The organism is Bradyrhizobium sp. ARR65, from assembly GCF_000472385.1.
Lineage (GTDB): Bacteria > Pseudomonadota > Alphaproteobacteria > Rhizobiales > Xanthobacteraceae > Bradyrhizobium.
The window spans coordinates 75,415-93,075 of the sequence record NZ_AWZU01000014.1; the positions used below are offsets into that span (position 1 = coordinate 75,415).

Sequence of the window (17,661 nt, forward strand, 5' to 3'; positions counted from 1 at the left end):
TGGCGAGTCTCGCGCCGGCTCCCCAAGATCGCCGTTCCGCGCAGCGCGGGCGACCTCATCCCTGAAGCAAGGAAAAACCCTCGGACGGAATTTCCGTCCGAGGGCTCACTACGTAGTCGTAAGACGATCGCTGGATCAGAAGTTGCGCTGAGCGCGAACGTTGAACGACAGCGTGTCCTGATCCTTGAACGTCCAGGTCTGGTTCGGCGACGGCGCAGTCGCAGCGAACGTTGCCGATCCCGAGAACCCGGTATGCAGGTGGGTCCACATCGCTTCGGCCGAGAACGTCAGGTTCTTGACCGGCGTCCAGCGGGTGATCACGCCGAGCTGTGAGACCGAGAAGTTCGGATCGCAGCTATAAGTCGTGTTCAGGCCGGCGACGACCGCACCATAGGCAGCGCAGTACTGGACCTTGGCGGTGTCGTCATACTTCACCCAGCTCCAGCCACCGAACAAGCTGGTCGACCAGTAGGGATCCCAGTTGTGGTTGAACGCACCGCGGAAGCCGAAGGCTTCGGTCAAGTGGATCGAACCGTCGCCCCTCACACCGCCAACCGTAGCGGTGGTGGGCAACCAAACGCCGTCGGTGGTCGCACCAAAGCCGATGCTGCCGTCCGACCCGAACTGGCCGAGCGTGCCGCCCGCCATCAGGAAGTTCGGCGACGTCGAAGAGGTCGCGATCACGTTCTTGGTGTCACCCTTGGCCCAGGTCGCATCGATCTTGATGTCGTCGCCCGGTCCGGTCGGGATGTTCTTGATCTGCAAGGCGGCCATGACCGACCCACCGTACTTCGTGTCCGGCGAACCCGACAGGATCGAAGCGTTGGTCGGTGCCGCACTGGCCCCCAGCGTATTGTACGAGCCATTGACCTCATGCAACGCACCCGAAATCTGGAACAGACCCCAGGCCTGGTCGATGCGGACGTTGCCGACCACGTCGGGCATACGCACGCCAGCATAGGCGTTGGACCCAATTCCGACCGTATTGAGCGGGACCGAGAGGTTGTACACGGCAGTGCGGTTATACACGGTCGGATCATCGAGGCCGATGGTCGCCGACACGCCGTTGCCAAACTGCGCGGTGTACTGGATGTTGTTCACGCCGGTGACGGTGTCGTGACCGCCGAGCAAGTAGGACGAGTTGTTGCCTGGATAACCTTCCCAAGGAGTCGCATAGGCCGAGGAGGACTTACCGAAGGTGAAGCCGGCGAACTGGATGAACACATACTCGACTGCGACATAGCCGCCACCGGTTGTGTTCAACAGGTTCTGGTTGTTGCCGAGGCGGGTGTCGAGGCCGTTCGGGTTCTGCGAGTCGTTGCCCAGCGTGTCGAACTGGATGTCGGCCTGCGCGAAGGTACGGACCACGCCGTACTCGGTCGCGGTGCGCGTATCGGTCGTGAACGCGAAACGCGAACGGGTGATGAAGTAGTTCTTGTAGCGATTACCGAGTCCGGAATCGCCGTTCCAGGCCGGTCCGTCCTGCGTGCGGCTGCCGTTGAAGGTGGTGTCGATGCGGAAGTAGCCGCCCAGCTTGATGCAGGTGTCGGTGCCCGGGATGTACCAGAAACCAGCACCGTACAGCGAACAGACCTTCACGTATTCGACCGCTTTGGCCTTTACGGGAAGATCAGCAGCCTGCGCCCCGCCCACGGCGAGCAAGCCCGCCGCAGAGCCGAGGATGAGGCTCTTAATCGTCTTCATTTCAATCCTCCAAGTTGCTCACTGGGAAAGGCGCCGGCCAAGCGGATTTGCATCCCCCCAGGGGCCGACCCCCTTGTCCCCTTAAAAACCGCTCAGTCGTTTCGCGCGTCTGGGACTTCCCGCCCTAAATGCGCGGGACTTGAGCGAACCACCTCACGGGACGATCCAGGACCCCCAGGCCGTCGGGAACGAATATGCATTTGCCACTTCGGTAATCAAAATAGTTTATTTGATCAGCTATTAGATTGCGGAACGCATGTATCCTTTTTGCAACGTCACAGATGCTTAAAAGACGCACCAAGCTGCTTTATTGACTTGGTAAATGATCTTTTTTTCTTGTTTTGCAGAAGAATTGGCACAAGATGAGCCATGGGAGCGAACAGCAAGAGGAGCGCGAGCCCAGTCGGTTCGACAAGAGTCCCCGGTCTGAGCAGCGCCACGGGCAAGAATCAGGACGCAATCCGGCGACTCACTTGGGTGATCGCCGCGATCAGCGTGCACCTCGAAGAACTGCGCTACTACTGGGCCAAGACGCTCGGCATCAGCGGTCCGCAATGGATGATCCTGATGGCCTTGGCGGACCTGGACCAGAATGATGGCGTGCCGGTAAACGTCGTCTCCAAGAGGCTGCACGTCGATTCGTCGTTCGTCACGACCCAGTCAAAGCTTCTGGAAAAGAAGGGTTTTATCCGCCGCCGGCCGTCGACCGAAGATGCGCGGATTGTCCAGATGTCGCTGACCGACAAGACCTACAAGCATCTGGCAGGTCTGGCCTCGCAGCAGGAAGCCTTGAACGAGTTCATCTTCGCGGAGTTGGACAACCGCGAGTTGGAAGACATCACCGACAAACTCGCCGCCCTGCAGGCGCGCCTCGAGAAGGCCTGCATGAAGGTGACCCTGGACATCTGAGCCCGGAACGAGCAGCGAAAGAATCCGGACTGCATCCGCGGAGAAAGTCTAGTTGCTTTGCTTACGCTCACAATGACGCCGCAGGTTGGGCGCGCTGGCGAATCGCGGAGATCAGCGGCTGCGCTAGCCGGCCAAGCAAGGGCCGTTGCGCAGGCGCGCGGCGATCCAATCGAATATGAACTCGTTCGCCAGCGTCGGGTTATCCAAATGTCCCTGCGCCGCGCCGGTTTCTTCGTTGGTGAAGATCTTCAGCGTCACATCCCGACCATCGGCCTTCAGACCCTCGTAGAGTTCACGCACCCGATCGGCCTTGAGCCAGCCGCCCTCGCCGGCCGGAATCAGTACGGGGCATTTGATATTGCGCGCCACCCTGCTCACGGCAGCACCGGAGCCGATATGTCCGAAGCGTCCGCGCAGGAAAGCTCGCTCATGCAAGTCCCAGATGCCGCCGTCGCAAACGGCGGCCGCAAAGCGGTCATCGAATGCAATTCCGCGCGCGACAAAGGAGGAGCTGCCGCCGTCCGCAACAATCGCGATTTGACGGGCGTCGACGTCATCCCTCGCGACGAGATAGTCCATGATGTCGCCGATCACGGTCTCCAGATCGGACCGGCCGACCACGTCCTCAAAAGACTCGCCGGACCCTGTCCCTAAGAGATCGACCGCCAACAACGACATGCCGCGGTCATTGGCGTGGCGCGCCATCTTGAACAGATATTCTTCCTTCCGCTGTCCGGGCTCACCGATACAAACCACTGCCGGTCGGGGTCCCGATCCGTCGCGGGGCGGCAGAAAATAGGCCTCGAGCGGGTAGCCGCTTGCCCAGGGAATCAACACCACCTCACCGGGCGGGTCGCGGTGGCGCACATGATCGGCGGCGCACCGGCGCATGCTCTCGACAGCGGCGAGATGTCGTTCGTCGGTGCGTTCGAAAGGAAACGCCGCGGCCTGATAGTAGCCGATTGCGCGAAGCCAGTTACTATTTGCCGTCAAGATGTTGCCGTCGCGCAGCGCCGCATGGCCCCGTTTGTCGCTTGCGTCAGCGATTCTCATCCATTCCGCGTGCCATGACTCATCGTCGGAAAAGTCGATGCGGCTCGCGGTCAGCAAACACTCGGCAACTGTAGATCCGCCTTCTTGGGCGGCGCCAAGCAGACGCGTGAATTCGACCGACAAATCTTCCCTGTCCGGCCAAAAGGCCTGACCTGCAGGGCTCGCTTCAAATTTCATGTGGTGAATGTTCAAGGCATTATTCCGTCAGGTGACTTAATCAATCGCCTTGCTCCAGGGAAGATGATCGCCACGCCGTCGGTGCATGGGTACCCATCATTTCCAATGGGACGAGGTAAAGCGCTGCAGGATTTGCCGCAAATGTGCAGGCGTTCGGATTCGCAACGGCCGATGTTGCGCGCATGAGCGCGTTGCACGCCAAGCCGAGCGGCGCGATCAAGGCCTGACATCGTTTGTTTGCACGCAAATGAGCTTTCGCGGAAGCTGCTGCCAATTGTTGCCGCTGTTGCCGCGCACGGGTCAAGCACTCCCGCGCGCAGCAAATGACTACTGCCGCGCAGAGCCCCCAGCATTGATACGCCCGGCATATGCCGCCTTTCCAGTCCACGTCACCGCGCCCCTGCTTAATGCGCCTTGTTTGCGGTTTTGCGAACGCGGTCTTCGCACATCTTTACAATGTAAAGATCATGGTATAGTTTGGGAACCGCCCGGTCAAGGTCAAAGTTGTCGCAACGCAACACACGAACGCGGGAGCGAATGCGAAAAACTCCTGCGCGATGCGGGCTTAGCGGGAGTGACGGTGCGCGCACACGAATTGGTGATTAAGGCCGCACGTTGTATTGGGCGATCAGATCTCGCCGCTAACCGCAACAGATAACGCAGCCAGCGCGCTCACAAATCATAGAACGAGCATGATCGCTTCCGCCGAGCGGGCACTGATTCTGCATTCATCGTGATCCGACCTGACCTCATCTCCTTGTTTGAGCGTGTGCACGCTGCGCGTTGCGGCCCGCATGTGACGCTCTCGCGTCTCGAATGCAGCGCCGTGCTCGAGAATGGCTGCCAGCAAAGCCGGTAACAAACGGCAACAAAAAAGGCCGGCGCGAGCCGGCCTTTTCGTCGATGGATCGGAGATTACTCCGCCGGCGGCAACGCCAACGGTTCGGTCTCGGGCGCCGACGGCACGATGGCCGCCTGTTTCTCGCGCTCGTCCAGAATCAGCTTGTCGCGCTTCATCGCGACTTCGCGGATCCTCGCCATCGAGGCGCCGGTGCCGGCCGGGATCAGGCGGCCGACAATGACGTTCTCCTTGAGGCCTTCCAGCGGATCCACCTTGCCGTTGACGGCGGCTTCGGTGAGCACGCGGGTGGTCTCCTGGAAGGAGGCCGCCGAGAAGAAGGAGCGGGTCTGCAGGCTCGCCTTGGTGATGCCGAGCAGAACCGGCGTACCAGTGGCAGGCTTCTTGCCCTCCTCCTTGGCCTTGGCGTTGAGCGCGTCGAACTCGATCTTGTCGACCTGCTCGCCCGCGATCATGTCGGTGTCGCCCTGATCGGTGATCTCCACCTTCTGCAGCATCTGACGAACAATCACCTCGATGTGCTTGTCGTTGATGAGCACGCCCTGCAGCCGGTAGACCTCCTGGATTTCGTTGACCAGATAGGCGGCGAGTTCCTCGATGCCCTTGATTGCCAGGATGTCGTGCGGTGCCGGATTGCCCTCGACGATGAAGTCGCCCTTTTCGACGACGTCGCCGTCCTGCAAGTGGATGTGCTTGCCCTTCGGGATCAGGTACTCGCGCGGCTCCTCGGTCTTGTCGAGCGGCTCGATCGAGATGCGACGCTTGTTCTTGTAATCGCGGCCGAAGCGGATGGTACCGGCGATCTCAGCGATGATCGCCGCATCCTTCGGCTTGCGGGCCTCGAACAGTTCCGCCACCCGCGGCAGACCGCCGGTGATGTCGCGCGTCTTGGCGCTCTCGGTAGAGATACGCGCCAGGATGTCGCCGGGCTTGACCACCGTGCCGACGTCGACCGACAGAATGGCGTCGACCGACAGCATGTAGCGGGCGTCGCCGCCACGCGCGAGCTTCTGCACCTTGCCGTCCTTGCCCTTGACCACGATCGCCGGGTGCAGGTCGGAACCGCCCCGGGTCGTGCGCCAATCGATGACGACACGCTTGGCGATGCCCGTGGACTCGTCGAGCGTTTCCGAGATCGACTGGCCCTCGACCAGATCCTCGAACCCGATCGTGCCCTCGGCCTCGGACAGTACCGGCCGGGTATAGGGATCCCATTCCGCGATCCGCTGTCCGCGCTTGACCATGTCGCCTTCGTCGACATGCATGCGCGAACCGTACTGGATGCGGTGGGTGGCCCGTTCGGTGCCGTCGGCATCAACAATCGCCACCACCATGTTGCGCACCATCGCGATCAGGTGGCCCTCGCTGTTCCTCGCCACGGCGCGGTTCTTGATGACGATCTTGCCTTCGAAGTTCGATTCCACGAAGGACTGCTCGTTGATCTGCGCCGCACCGCCGATGTGGAAGGTACGCATGGTGAGCTGCGTGCCGGGCTCGCCGATCGACTGCGCGGCGATGACGCCGACCGCTTCGCCGTGGTTGACCGGCGTGCCGCGGGCGAGATCGCGGCCATAGCACTTGCCGCAGATGCCGTTGACGAGCTCGCAGGTCAGCGCCGAGCGGATCTTCACCTCCTGAATGCCGGCCTGCTGGATGGCATCCACGTGGCTCTCCTCCATCAGCGTGCCGCGCTTGACGATCACCTTGTTGGACGCGGGGTCGCGCACGTCCTCGCCCGCGACGCGGCCGAGAATGCGGGAGCCCAGCGACGCGACGACCGTGCCGGCATCGATGATGGCGCGCATCTTGATGCCAAGATTGGTGCCGCAGTCATCGGCATTGATGATGCAGTCCTGTGCCACGTCGACCAGACGGCGGGTCAGGTAACCGGAGTTCGCGGTCTTCAACGCGGTGTCCGCGAGGCCCTTGCGGGCGCCGTGGGTCGAGTTGAAGTATTCGAGCACCGACAGGCCCTCCTTGAAGTTGGAGATGATCGGCGTCTCGATGATCTCGCCCGACGGCTTGGCCATCAGGCCGCGCATGCCGGCGAGCTGACGCATCTGCGCGGGCGAACCACGCGCACCGGAATGGGCCATCATGTAGATCGAGTTGATGTCGGCATCCGCGCCTTTGGGCGTCTTCTTGGTCGCGGAGATCTCCTTCATCATCTCCTTGGCGATTTCTTCGGTCGCCTTCGACCAGGCGTCGACCACCTTGTTGTACTTCTCGCCATGGGTGATCAGGCCGTCATTGTACTGCTGCTCGAAATCCTTCGCGAGCGTACGGGTGGAATCGACGATCTTCCACTTGCCGTGCGGCACCACCATGTCGTCCTTGCCGAAGGAGATACCGGCCTTGAACGCATTGTAGAAGCCGAGCGCCATGATGCGGTCGCAGAAGATCACCGTCTCCTTCTGGCCGCAGTGGCGATAGACCTGATCGATCACGCCCGAGATTTCGCGCTTGGTCATCAGCTTGTTGATGATGTCGAACGCGATCTTCGAGTGCTTCGGCAGCACGTTGCCGAGCATCACACGGCCAGGCGTGGTCTCGATCCAGCGGCGGACTGGCTTGCCGACCTCATCCGCACCTTCCCAGCGATACTTGATCTTGCTGTGGAGGTGGATGACCTTGGCATGCAGCGCGTGCTCGAGCTCGGCCATGTCGCCGAACGACTTGCCCTCGCCGGGCATGCCCTCGCGCATGATCGAGAGATAGTAGAGGCCGAGCACGATGTCCTGCGACGGCACGATGATCGGCTGGCCGTTCGCCGGGTGCAGGATGTTGTTGGTCGACATCATCAGCACGCGCGCTTCGAGCTGCGCCTCCAGCGACAGCGGAACGTGCACGGCCATCTGGTCGCCGTCGAAGTCGGCGTTGAAGGCGGCGCAGACCAGCGGATGGAGCTGGATCGCCTTGCCTTCGATCAAGACCGGCTCGAAAGCCTGGATGCCGAGGCGGTGCAGCGTCGGGGCACGGTTGAGCAGAACGGGATGCTCGCGGATCACCTCATCCAGGATGTCCCAGACCTCGGGCCGCTCCTTCTCGACCAGCTTCTTCGCCTGCTTCACCGTGGTGGACAGGCCCTTGGCGTCAAGCCGCGAATAGATGAAGGGCTTGAACAGCTCCAGCGCCATCTTCTTCGGCAGGCCGCACTGATGCAGGCGCAGCTCCGGACCGACCACGATCACCGAACGCCCCGAATAATCGACGCGCTTGCCGAGCAGGTTCTGGCGGAAGCGGCCCTGCTTGCCCTTCAGCATGTCGGCGAGCGACTTCAGCGGCCGCTTGTTGGCGCCCGTGATGACGCGGCCGCGGCGGCCGTTGTCGAACAGCGCGTCGACGGCCTCCTGCAACATGCGCTTTTCGTTCCGGATGATGATGTCCGGCGCGCGCAGCTCCATCAGCCGCTTCAACCGGTTGTTGCGGTTGATGACGCGGCGGTAGAGGTCGTTGAGGTCCGAGGTCGCAAAACGGCCGCCGTCCAGCGGCACCAGCGGACGCAGGTCCGGCGGAATCACCGGGATCACGGTCATGATCATCCATTCCGGCTTGTTGCCGGAGTGGCGGAACGCCTCGACGATCTTCAGTCGCTTGGCGAGCTTCTTGTGCTTAATGTCGGAATCGGTCTCGGCCATCTCCGCGCGCAGCGAGGTCTCAAGCTTCTCGAGGTCGAGCGCCTTGAGCATCTCGCGGATCGCTTCCGCGCCGATCATGGCGGTGAACGAGTCCTGGCCGAACTCATCCTGCGCCTTCAGATACTCGTCTTCCGACAGAAGCTGACGGTCCTTGAGCGAGGTGAGACCCGGCTCGAGCACGACGTAATATTCGAAGTACAGGATCCGCTCGAGGTCCTTCAGCGTCATGTCGAGCAGAAGGCCGATGCGGGAGGGTAGCGACTTCAAAAACCAGATGTGGGCAACGGGAGCTGCGAGCTCGATATGGCCCATGCGCTCGCGCCGCACGCGCGACAGCGTCACTTCGACCGAGCACTTTTCGCAGATGATGCCCTTGTATTTCATCCGCTTGTACTTGCCGCACAAGCACTCGTAGTCCTTGATCGGCCCGAAGATGCGCGCGCAGAACAGGCCGTCACGCTCGGGCTTGAAGGTGCGGTAATTGATGGTCTCCGGCTTCTTGATCTCGCCGTAGGACCAGGACAGAATCTTTTCGGGGGACGCGATCGAAATCCGGATCTGGTCAAAGACCTGAGCCGGCGTCGTCGGGTTAAAGAGATTCATAATCTCTTGGTTCATCGTCTTCTCCTCGCGTGCCGGTCAAAGCCGGCAGGAAATTCGAAATCTTTGGTCGAGGCCGCCCTGCCCTCTCGTCGTGCGGGTCAGGCGCGCATGCCCGGCGCGGGGCGCCGGGCATCAAATGTCTTAGCTACTCGGCCGCCTCGGAGGTCGGGGCCGGCCCCATCTTGGAGTTGTGCAGATCGACGTTGAGGCCGAGCGAGCGCATTTCCTTGACCAGCACGTTGAACGATTCCGGAATACCGGCCTCGAACGTGTCGTCGCCGCGCACGATCGCCTCGTACACCTTGGTGCGGCCGGCGACGTCGTCCGACTTCACCGTCAGCATCTCCTGCAGCGTGTAGGCCGCGCCATAAGCTTCCAGCGCCCACACCTCCATTTCGCCGAAGCGCTGACCGCCGAACTGCGCCTTGCCGCCCAGCGGCTGCTGGGTGACGAGCGAGTACGGACCGATCGAACGCGCATGGATCTTGTCGTCGACCAGATGGTGCAGCTTCAGCATGTAGATGTAGCCCACCGTCACCTTGCGATCGAAGGGATCGCCGGTGCGGCCGTCATAGACGGTCGACTGGCCCGATGCGTCGAGCCCGGCAAGCTTCAGCATCTCCTCGATGTCGGTCTCCTTGGCACCGTCGAACACCGGCGTTGCGATCGGCACACCATGGCTCAGGTTCCGGCCGAGTTCGATCAGCTCATTGTCGTTGAGTGTCTTGATCGTCTCGTCGTCGCCGTAGATCCGCTTCAAGGTCTCTTTCAGCGGCTTGATGTCCTGCTTCGAATAGTAGGCATCAACCGTCTGCGCGATGCGCCGGCCGAGGCCCGCGCAGGCCCAGCCAAGGTGCGTCTCGAGAATCTGGCCGACATTCATGCGCGAGGGCACACCGAGCGGGTTGAGCACGATGTCTGCATGCGTGCCGTCCTCGAGGAACGGCATGTCCTCGATCGGCACGATCTTGGACACGACGCCCTTGTTGCCGTGACGGCCGGCCATCTTGTCGCCGGGCTGGATCTTGCGCTTCACCGCGACGAAGACCTTGACCATCTTCATGACGCCGGGCGGCAATTCGTCGCCGCGCTGCAGTTTCTCGACCTTGTCGAGGAAGCGCTGCTCGAGCCCCTTCTTCGACTCATCGTACTGCTTCCGCATGGCCTCGATTTCGGCCATCAGCTTGTCGTTGGGCGAGGCGAACAGCCACCACTGCGACTTCGGATACTCATCGAGCACCGCGCGGGTGATCTTGGTGTCCTTCTTGAAGCCCTTCGGACCTGCGATACCCTGGCGGCCTTCCAACAGCTCGGCAAGGCGGCTGTAGACGTTGCGGTCGAGAATCGCCTGCTCGTCGTCACGGTCCTTGGCGAGACGCTCGATCTCCTCCCGCTCGATCGCGAGCGCACGCTCGTCCTTGTCGACGCCGTGCCGGTTGAACACGCGCACTTCGACGATGGTGCCCTGCACGCCCGGTGGCACGCGCAGCGAGGTATCACGCACGTCGGAGGCCTTTTCGCCGAAGATCGCACGCAACAGCTTCTCTTCCGGCGTCATCGGGCTCTCGCCCTTCGGCGTGATCTTGCCGACCAGGATGTCGCCGGCCCGCACTTCGGCGCCGATATAGACGATGCCGGCTTCGTCGAGGTTCTTCAGTGCTTCTTCCGAGACGTTCGGAATGTCGCGGGTGATTTCCTCAGGGCCGAGCTTGGTGTCACGGGCCATCACCTCGAATTCCTCGATGTGGATCGAGGTGAAGACATCCTCCTTCACGATCCGCTCGGATAGCAGGATCGAGTCTTCGAAGTTGTACCCGTTCCACGGCATGAACGCGACCAGCACGTTGCGGCCAAGCGCGAGCTCGCCGAGATCGGTCGACGGACCGTCGGCGATGATGTCACCCTTCTTGACGGTGTCGCCGACCTTTACCAGCGGACGCTGGTTGATGCAGGTCGACTGGTTGGAGCGCTGGTACTTCATCAGCCGGTAGATATCGACGCCCGATTTGGTCGGATCGAGATCTTCGGTGGCGCGGATGACGACACGAGTGGCGTCGATCTGGTCGACCACGCCGGAGCGGCGGGCCGCGATCGCGGCACCGGAGTCGCGGGCGACCACGCCCTCCATGCCGGTGCCGACGAACGGCGCCTCGGCGCGAACCAGCGGCACCGCCTGGCGCTGCATGTTCGAGCCCATCAGCGCGCGGTTGGCGTCGTCGTTCTCGAGGAACGGGATCAGCGCGGCGGCCACCGACACGAGCTGCTTCGGCGAGACGTCCATATAGTCGACCTTGTCCGGCGTCATCGGCACGACCTCGCCGGCGTGACGGCAGACCACGAGGTCTTCGGTGAAGCGTCCCTTTGCGTCGAGCGGCACGTTGGCCTGCGCGACGCGATAACGCCCCTCCTCCATCGCCGAGAGGTACACCACCTCGTCGGTGACGCGGCCGTCCTTGACCTTGCGGTACGGCGTCTCGACGAAGCCGTATTTGTTCACGCGCGCGAAGGTGGCGAGCGAGTTGATCAGGCCGATGTTTGGACCTTCCGGCGTCTCGATCGGGCAGATACGGCCGTAATGGGTCGGGTGCACGTCGCGCACCTCGAAGCCCGCGCGCTCGCGGGTCAGGCCGCCCGGCCCGAGCGCCGACAAGCGGCGCTTGTGGGTGATCTCGGACAGCGGGTTGGTCTGGTCCATGAACTGCGAAAGCTGCGAGGAGCCGAAGAACTCGCGTACCGCGGCGGCCGCCGGCTTGGCGTTGATCAAATCCTGCGGCATCACGGTGTCGATATCGACACTGGACATGCGCTCCTTGATCGCGCGCTCCATGCGCAAGAGGCCGATGCGGTATTGGTTCTCCATGAGCTCGCCGACCGAGCGGACGCGGCGGTTGCCGAGATGGTCGATGTCGTCGATCTCACCCTTGCCGTCGCGCAGGTCGACCAGAGTCTTGATGACCGACAGGATGTCCTCCTTGCGCAGCGTGCGCTGCGTGTCGGGCGCATCGAGGTCAAGGCGCATGTTCATCTTGACGCGGCCGACCGCAGAGAGATCGTAGCGCTCGGCATCGAAGAACAGCGACTGGAACATCGCCTGCGCCGACTCCAGCGTCGGCGGCTCGCCCGGACGCATCACGCGATAGATATCGAACAGCGCGTCTTCGCGCGTCATGTTCTTGTCGGCATGCAGCGTGTTGCGGATGTACGGGCCGACATTGACATGGTCGATGTCGAGCAGCGGCAGCTCCTTGTAGCCCTGCTCGTTCAGCGACTTCAGAAGCTTGTCGGTGATCTCTTCGCCGGCCTCGGCGTAGATCTCGCCGGTCTTCGGATTGACGAGATCCTCAGCGACATAGTTGCCGACCAGTTCCTCATCCGACATGCGCAGCGCTTTCAGCCCCTTTTCCTGGAGCTGGCGCGCGGCGCGCACGGTGAGCTTCTTGCCCGCCTCGAGCACGACCTTGCCGGTGTCGGCGTCGATCAGGTCGTTGACGGTCGAGTAGCCGCGGAAGCGGTTGGCGTCGAACGGAACGCGCCAGCCCTCCTTGGTGCGCTTGTAGATGATCTTCTTGTAGAAGGTCGAAAGGATCTGCTCGCCATCGAGCCCGAGCGCGAACATCAGCGAGGTCACGGGAATCTTGCGGCGACGATCGATGCGCGCGTAGACGATGTCCTTTGCGTCGAACTCGATGTCGAGCCAGGACCCGCGATAGGGAATGACGCGCGCAGCAAACAGGAGCTTGCCCGAGGAATGGGTCTTGCCCTTGTCGTGATCGAAGAACACGCCCGGCGAACGGTGCATCTGGGAAACGATGACGCGCTCGGTGCCGTTGACGATGAAGGTGCCGTTCATCGTCATGAGCGGAATGTCGCCCATGTAGACGTCCTGCTCCTTGATGTCCTTGACCGATTTGGCACCGGTCTCTTCATCGATATCGAACACGATCAGGCGCAGCGTCACCTTCAGCGGCGCAGCAAAGGTCATGCCGCGCTGGCGGCACTCATCGACGTCATATTTCGGCGGTTCGAACTCATAACGGACGAATTCCAGCATCGAGGTGCCGGAAAAGTCCGAAATCGGGAACACCGAGCGGAAAACCGCCTGCAAACCCTCGTCGGGACGCCCGCCCTGGGGCTCCTCGACCATCAGGAACTGGTCATAAGACGCCTTCTGAACCTCGATGAGGTTCGGCATCTCGGCGACTTCCTTAATATGTCCAAAGAACTTGCGTACGCGTTTGCGACCGGTGAATGTCTGCTGCGCCATCGGGGCCTCTCATTTCGTCGCCCTTTAGGAGGGACGACCCTTCCGGAGCGCGACTGCCACCGCCCCCGGGTTGAATTTGATCCATTTCGAAGGCCGAAAGACCGGTTTCAGGCCGCTTAAGTCCTGAATCTGTTCTTCAGACCATCAAAACGCAAAACGACGCGCGGGGCGCAGGAGCGCGCCCGCCCGTCAGAACCATTTCCGTCACGGACTGCAAAAGCCCGAAATTGCCTATTCTCCCAACGGCTTAAGGGGATAACGCCGCCGTCCCCGCCTCAAACCGCGCTTTCGTGCTGCCGCCCCGATATGGGATGGCGATCATGAAGATTCGAGGGGCAAGCCCGCGAATCCCCACACTTTTTTGTGTTTGACGCGCAACGGGTCGCCCCTTTGCACATCTCTTGCAGCGATTCCCGGCTCCGGCCCCGGGCACCGCGCAAATTTCAATCCCAAGGGCTTGCCTCGCTCGCCCGGGAATTCGTCCTCTCCTCGTCATGGCCGGGCTTGACCCAGCCCTCCACGAACACGCGGAGAAAGATCCCCGGACCTTCGCTTTCGCTCGCCCCGGGGGCTTCCGTTCAAGTAACCTGCGGTTACTTGAGCTCGACCTTCGCGCCAGCCTTCTCGAGCTGGGCTTTGATCTTGTCGGCTTCTTCCTTGTTCACGCCTTCCTTCAGCGGCTTCGGAGCGCCTTCGACGAGGTCCTTGGCTTCCTTCAAGCCCAGGCCGGTGATGGCGCGGACTTCCTTGATGACCTCGATCTTCTTGTCGCCGGCAGCGGCCAGCACGACCGTGAAGTCGGTCTTCTCTTCAGCCGGAGCGGCGGCGCCACCGCCAGCAGCACCCGGAGCGGCAACCGCGACCGCCGCGGCGGCCGAAACGCCCCACTTCTCTTCCAGGAGCTTCGCAAGCTCGGCCGCTTCGAGCACGGTGAGATTCGAGAGGTCGTCGACGATTTTCTGCAAGTCAGCCATTGATCTGTTTCCTTAAGCGATTTGGTTCGAACCAGGGTTTGAGTTTTGCGAAGGGCGTCAGGCCGCTTCGCCCTTTGAGGCATGGGCCTGAATGACGCGTGCGAGCTTTGCCGCGGGCGCGTTCGAGAGCTGGGCGAGCTTGGTCGCCGGCGCCTGGATGAGGCCGACAAGCTTGCCGCGCAGTTCGTCGAGCGACGGCAGGGAGGCAAGCGCCTTCACGCCATCGACATTCAGGACGGTCTTGCCCATCGAGCCGCCGAGGATGACGAACCGTTCGTTCGTCTTGGCGAATTCGATGGCGACCTTTGGCGCCGCGACCGGATCCTTCGAAGTAGCGATCACGGTCGGCCCCTTCAGCAGGGAACCGATGGCAGCGACGTCAGTGCCTTCAAGAGCAATTTTGGCGAGACGGTTCTTCGAGACCTTCACCGCCGCGCCCGCCTGCTTCATCTGCTTACGCAGGGCCTGCATCTGGGCCACGGTGAGGCCGGAATAGTGAGCGACGATCGCGACGCCCGTGGTCTTGAAGACCTCGTTGAGCTGTTCGACCGCCTCTTTCTTTGCCGCTCGTTCCACAGCAAGCTCTCTCCGGTTAGCGGCCTTCGCGCTCTCCGCGGGACCGCCGGGTTGCACCCATCGTCCCGCCCAAATCCACTTTACGGAGCCTTTAAGACCCCAGCGACACGGGCAAGACGACGATCTAGAAGCCTGCCCTCCCGAGACGCCTCGCGGCCCCTCGGGGTGTCAAGGTTCGAACCAAATCGGCCTCATACCGCAAGGGCGCGATGAGAGGCTTAAATCCGGTCTTCACCCGTCTATGCAGGCCATGAGATTAAGCCGTTGGAGAAACTTACCGTTTCACCGTGGGCGCCTGCAGTCTCGGACAGGATCGGGGCCATCAGGCAAAGCCGAAGGCCCCCTCGCCCGCATACCGCAAAAGCGATACGCCTCCCTTCCTTTCGGGTGATCCACGAGGGACGTCCTGAAAGGAATGGTCTCCTATCGATCTCTATTCGGAATGCGAGCACGGTCGTGCCAGCCAGAGCCGGCGCGTCCGGAGCGCGCTCTTTAGCCGGTCTGCCACGGCTTGCCAAGAGCAAAATTCACACCAATTTCGGACATGCGAGCCCTAAATCTATCGCGTTGACGTCACGGCCGGACCTGCCGCCGTTCCTCCGACGTGCGGGAACTCACGATTTTCCCGAACCAAGCAACGCCGTGACCGCATCAGACCACCGCATAAGGAAGCGGCTTTCCTTGAAAGAACGCCGCGAGGTTCGCGATGACGCAGTCCTGCATCGCCCGGTGCGATTCCAGTGTGTGGCCGCCGATATGAGGCGTCAGTACCACATTCGGAAAGGCGGTGAGCGCCCCCGGCGGATACGGCTCCTTGGCATAGACGTCGAGACCTGCGCCGGCGATGATCTTGTCCTTCAGCGCCGCAACCAGCGCGTCCTCATCGATCACCGAGCCGCGCGCGATATTGACGACATAGCCGTCCTCGCCGAGCCTCTTCAGGATACCGGCGTTGACAATGTAATGTGTCTCGGGCCCCGCACGCACCGCGATCACCAGCACACTGCACCAGTCGGCGAGCGCGTCGAGCGAGGGAAAGTATTGATACGGCAGATCATCGTGGCGGCTGCGGCTGAAATAGGCGACCTCGGCCTCGAACGCCGCCACGCGGGCGGCGATCTTGCGGCCGATCGCACCCATGCCATAGAGACCGACTTTTCGTCCGCGTATGCCCTGCTGCGCGCGCATCATCGGCGATGGTTTCGCCGCGGCCCAATCGCCGCTGCGCACGTAACCATCGGCGACGACCAGCCGCCGTATGGCGCCCAGCATCAAGGTGATGGCAATATCGGCGACCGATGACGCATTCGCACCGGGACTGTGGCCGACCGCGATGCCGCGACGACTGGCCGCCTGCAGATCGATACCATCATAGCCCGTGCCGTAGCAGACGATGGCCCCGAGCTTCGGGAACCGGTCCATCATCTCACCATTGAGCAGCGAACTGCCCTGAGTGATCATCGCCCGGAGCTGATCGAGCTCATGCTTTACAAAGACCTCATGCGGCGGCCTGCCGCCGGCGTCGAGCAGGTCGAATTGGTCGCCTATGCGCTGCATCAGCGACTTGGGAAACCGTGAATAGACCAGGACTTTCTCGGGCATTGTTGCTTTTCCCGTGAACGCCACCACCCATGCATAAGGGCGGAACTGGTTGCCCAATTCCGCCCTTTGACCAACTCTCTTGAAGTTCACCGTTAGGCGAGCAGTGTCGAGGTGTCGACCTTCACGCCGGGCCCTTGCGTCGATGACACCGCGACGCGCTGGATGTAGGTGCCCTTCGCGCCGGCGGGCTTCGCCTTGGCGACGGCATCAGCGAGTGCGCGGATGTTTTCGACGAGCTTGTCCTCGGCGAACGAAGCCTTACCGATGCCGGCCTGCACGATGCCGGCCTTCTCGACACGGAACTCGACCGAGCCGCCCTTGGCACCCTTGACCGCGCCCGCAACATCCATTGTCACGGTGCCGACCTTCGGGTTCGGCATCATGCCGCGCGGGCCGAGCACCTTACCCAGACGGCCGACCAGCGGCATCATGTCGGGCGTGGCAATGCAGCGGTCGAAGTCGATATTGCCAGCCTGGACCTTCTCAACGAGGTCCTCGGCACCGACCACATCGGCGCCCGCGGCCTTCGCCTCGTCCGCCTTGGCACCGCGCGCAAACACGCCGACCCGCACGGTGCGGCCGGTGCCGTTCGGCAGGCTGACCACGCCACGGACCATCTGGTCGGCGTGACGGGGATCGACGCCAAGATTCATCGAGATCTCGATGGTCTCGTCGAACTTGGCCTTGGCCCGTTCCTTGACCAGCTTGATGGCCTCAGGCAGCGAGTAAAGTTTCTCGCGATCAATCCCTTCGCGGGCCTTCTTCAAACGTTTTCCGACTGACATCGCCGCTTACCCCGCAACTTCCAGACCCATCGAACGGGCGGAGCCCTCGACCATCTTCATGGCCGCTTCGACGGTGTCGCAATTGAGATCCTTCATCTTCTTCTCGGCGATCTCGCGCACCTGCGCCTTGGTCACCTTGCCGGCCTTGTCGCGGCCCGGCGCCTTGGAGCCGGACTGAATCTTGGCGGCCTGCTTGAGGAAGTAGGACATCGGCGGCGTCTTCATCTCGAAAGTGAAGGACCGGTCCGCGTAGATGGTGATGATCACCGGGATCGGGGTATTCTTCTCTTCCTTCTGCGTCTGGGCGTTGAACGCCTTGCAGAATTCCATGATGTTGAGACCGCGCTGACCGAGCGCGGGACCGATCGGGGGCGACGGGTTCGCAGCCCCGGCCGGCACCTGCAATTTCAGGTATCCGGTCACTTTCTTAGCCATTTATCACTCCTGTTCTGCCAGAGCACCGGCGGTTTCAGGTTCGTGGTTCGGTTCCGGACGGCTGGCTGACCGCCCTTCACCT

10 protein-coding genes are annotated in these 17,661 nt (G+C 62.0%); 1 reads left to right on the forward strand and 9 read right to left on the reverse strand.

What is annotated here, in order from left to right; genetic code table 11:
• Positions 1–135 precede the first annotated feature (135 nt).
• Complete coding sequence (locus tag F758_RS0117365) at positions 136–1,704, reverse strand: porin (RefSeq protein WP_024509055.1); 1,569 nt, start codon at positions 1,702–1,704, stop codon at positions 136–138.
• Positions 1,705–2,073: 369 nt separating this feature from the next.
• On the opposite strand from F758_RS0117365, the gene F758_RS0117370 reads away from it, so the two are divergent.
• Positions 2,074–2,613, forward strand: coding sequence for a MarR family winged helix-turn-helix transcriptional regulator (locus F758_RS0117370; RefSeq protein WP_024509056.1), 540 nt, complete (start codon positions 2,074–2,076; stop codon positions 2,611–2,613).
• Positions 2,614–2,736: 123 nt separating this feature from the next.
• Here the strand turns inward: F758_RS0117370 and F758_RS0117375 are convergent, their stop codons facing one another.
• The 8 genes from F758_RS0117375 to rplK all read right to left on the reverse strand — a co-directional run bounded on the left by F758_RS0117375 (position 2,737) and on the right by rplK (position 17,579).
• Positions 2,737–3,843 carry an alpha/beta hydrolase gene (locus F758_RS0117375; RefSeq protein ID WP_024509057.1) on the reverse strand — a complete coding sequence of 369 codons (1,107 nt, stop codon included), beginning with the start codon at positions 3,841–3,843 and terminating at the stop codon, positions 2,737–2,739.
• Between the two features lie 915 nt (positions 3,844–4,758).
• Positions 4,759–8,958, reverse strand: coding sequence for a DNA-directed RNA polymerase subunit beta' (gene rpoC / locus F758_RS0117385; protein WP_024509058.1), 4,200 nt, complete (start codon positions 8,956–8,958; stop codon positions 4,759–4,761).
• Positions 8,959–9,088: 130 nt separating this feature from the next.
• Complete coding sequence (gene rpoB / locus F758_RS0117390; protein WP_024509059.1) at positions 9,089–13,207, reverse strand: DNA-directed RNA polymerase subunit beta; 4,119 nt, start codon at positions 13,205–13,207, stop codon at positions 9,089–9,091.
• Positions 13,208–13,800: 593 nt separating this feature from the next.
• On the reverse strand, positions 13,801–14,181 hold the full coding sequence (gene rplL, locus F758_RS0117395) for a 50S ribosomal protein L7/L12 (protein ID WP_024509060.1): 381 nt from the start codon (positions 14,179–14,181) through the stop codon (positions 13,801–13,803).
• Between the two features lie 57 nt (positions 14,182–14,238).
• Positions 14,239–14,757, reverse strand: coding sequence for a 50S ribosomal protein L10 (rplJ, locus tag F758_RS0117400; protein WP_024509061.1), 519 nt, complete (start codon positions 14,755–14,757; stop codon positions 14,239–14,241).
• Between the two features lie 651 nt (positions 14,758–15,408).
• A complete protein-coding gene (locus F758_RS0117405) occupies positions 15,409–16,359 on the reverse strand; it encodes a 2-hydroxyacid dehydrogenase (RefSeq protein ID WP_024509062.1) in 951 nt (316 codons plus the stop codon).
• A 92-nt stretch (positions 16,360–16,451) separates the two neighbouring features.
• Entirely contained in the window at positions 16,452–17,144 is a 693-nt protein-coding gene (rplA, locus tag F758_RS0117410) for a 50S ribosomal protein L1 (RefSeq protein WP_024509063.1), read from the reverse strand.
• 6 nt (positions 17,145–17,150) lie between these two features.
• A complete protein-coding gene (rplK, locus tag F758_RS0117415; RefSeq protein WP_024509064.1) occupies positions 17,151–17,579 on the reverse strand; it encodes a 50S ribosomal protein L11 in 429 nt (142 codons plus the stop codon).
• Positions 17,580–17,661 lie beyond the last annotated feature (82 nt).

What these genes read in the sequence shown, in the direction of transcription:
- rplK (WP_024509064.1), bottom strand. Translation starts at nt 17,579, where the DNA reads ATGGCTAAGAAAGTGACCGGATACCTGAAATTGCAGGTGCCGGCCGGG.
- F758_RS0117365 (WP_024509055.1), bottom strand. Translation starts at nt 1,704, where the DNA reads ATGAAGACGATTAAGAGCCTCATCCTCGGCTCTGCGGCGGGCTTGCTC.
- rpoC (WP_024509058.1), bottom strand. Translation starts at nt 8,958, where the DNA reads ATGAACCAAGAGATTATGAATCTCTTTAACCCGACGACGCCGGCTCAG.
- F758_RS0117375 (WP_024509057.1), bottom strand. Translation starts at nt 3,843, where the DNA reads ATGAAATTTGAAGCGAGCCCTGCAGGTCAGGCCTTTTGGCCGGACAGG.
- rpoB (WP_024509059.1), bottom strand. Translation starts at nt 13,207, where the DNA reads ATGGCGCAGCAGACATTCACCGGTCGCAAACGCGTACGCAAGTTCTTT.
- rplL (WP_024509060.1), bottom strand. Translation starts at nt 14,181, where the DNA reads ATGGCTGACTTGCAGAAAATCGTCGACGACCTCTCGAATCTCACCGTG.
- rplA (WP_024509063.1), bottom strand. Translation starts at nt 17,144, where the DNA reads ATGTCAGTCGGAAAACGTTTGAAGAAGGCCCGCGAAGGGATTGATCGC.
- F758_RS0117370 (WP_024509056.1), top strand. Translation starts at nt 2,074, where the DNA reads ATGGGAGCGAACAGCAAGAGGAGCGCGAGCCCAGTCGGTTCGACAAGA.
- F758_RS0117405 (WP_024509062.1), bottom strand. Translation starts at nt 16,359, where the DNA reads ATGCCCGAGAAAGTCCTGGTCTATTCACGGTTTCCCAAGTCGCTGATG.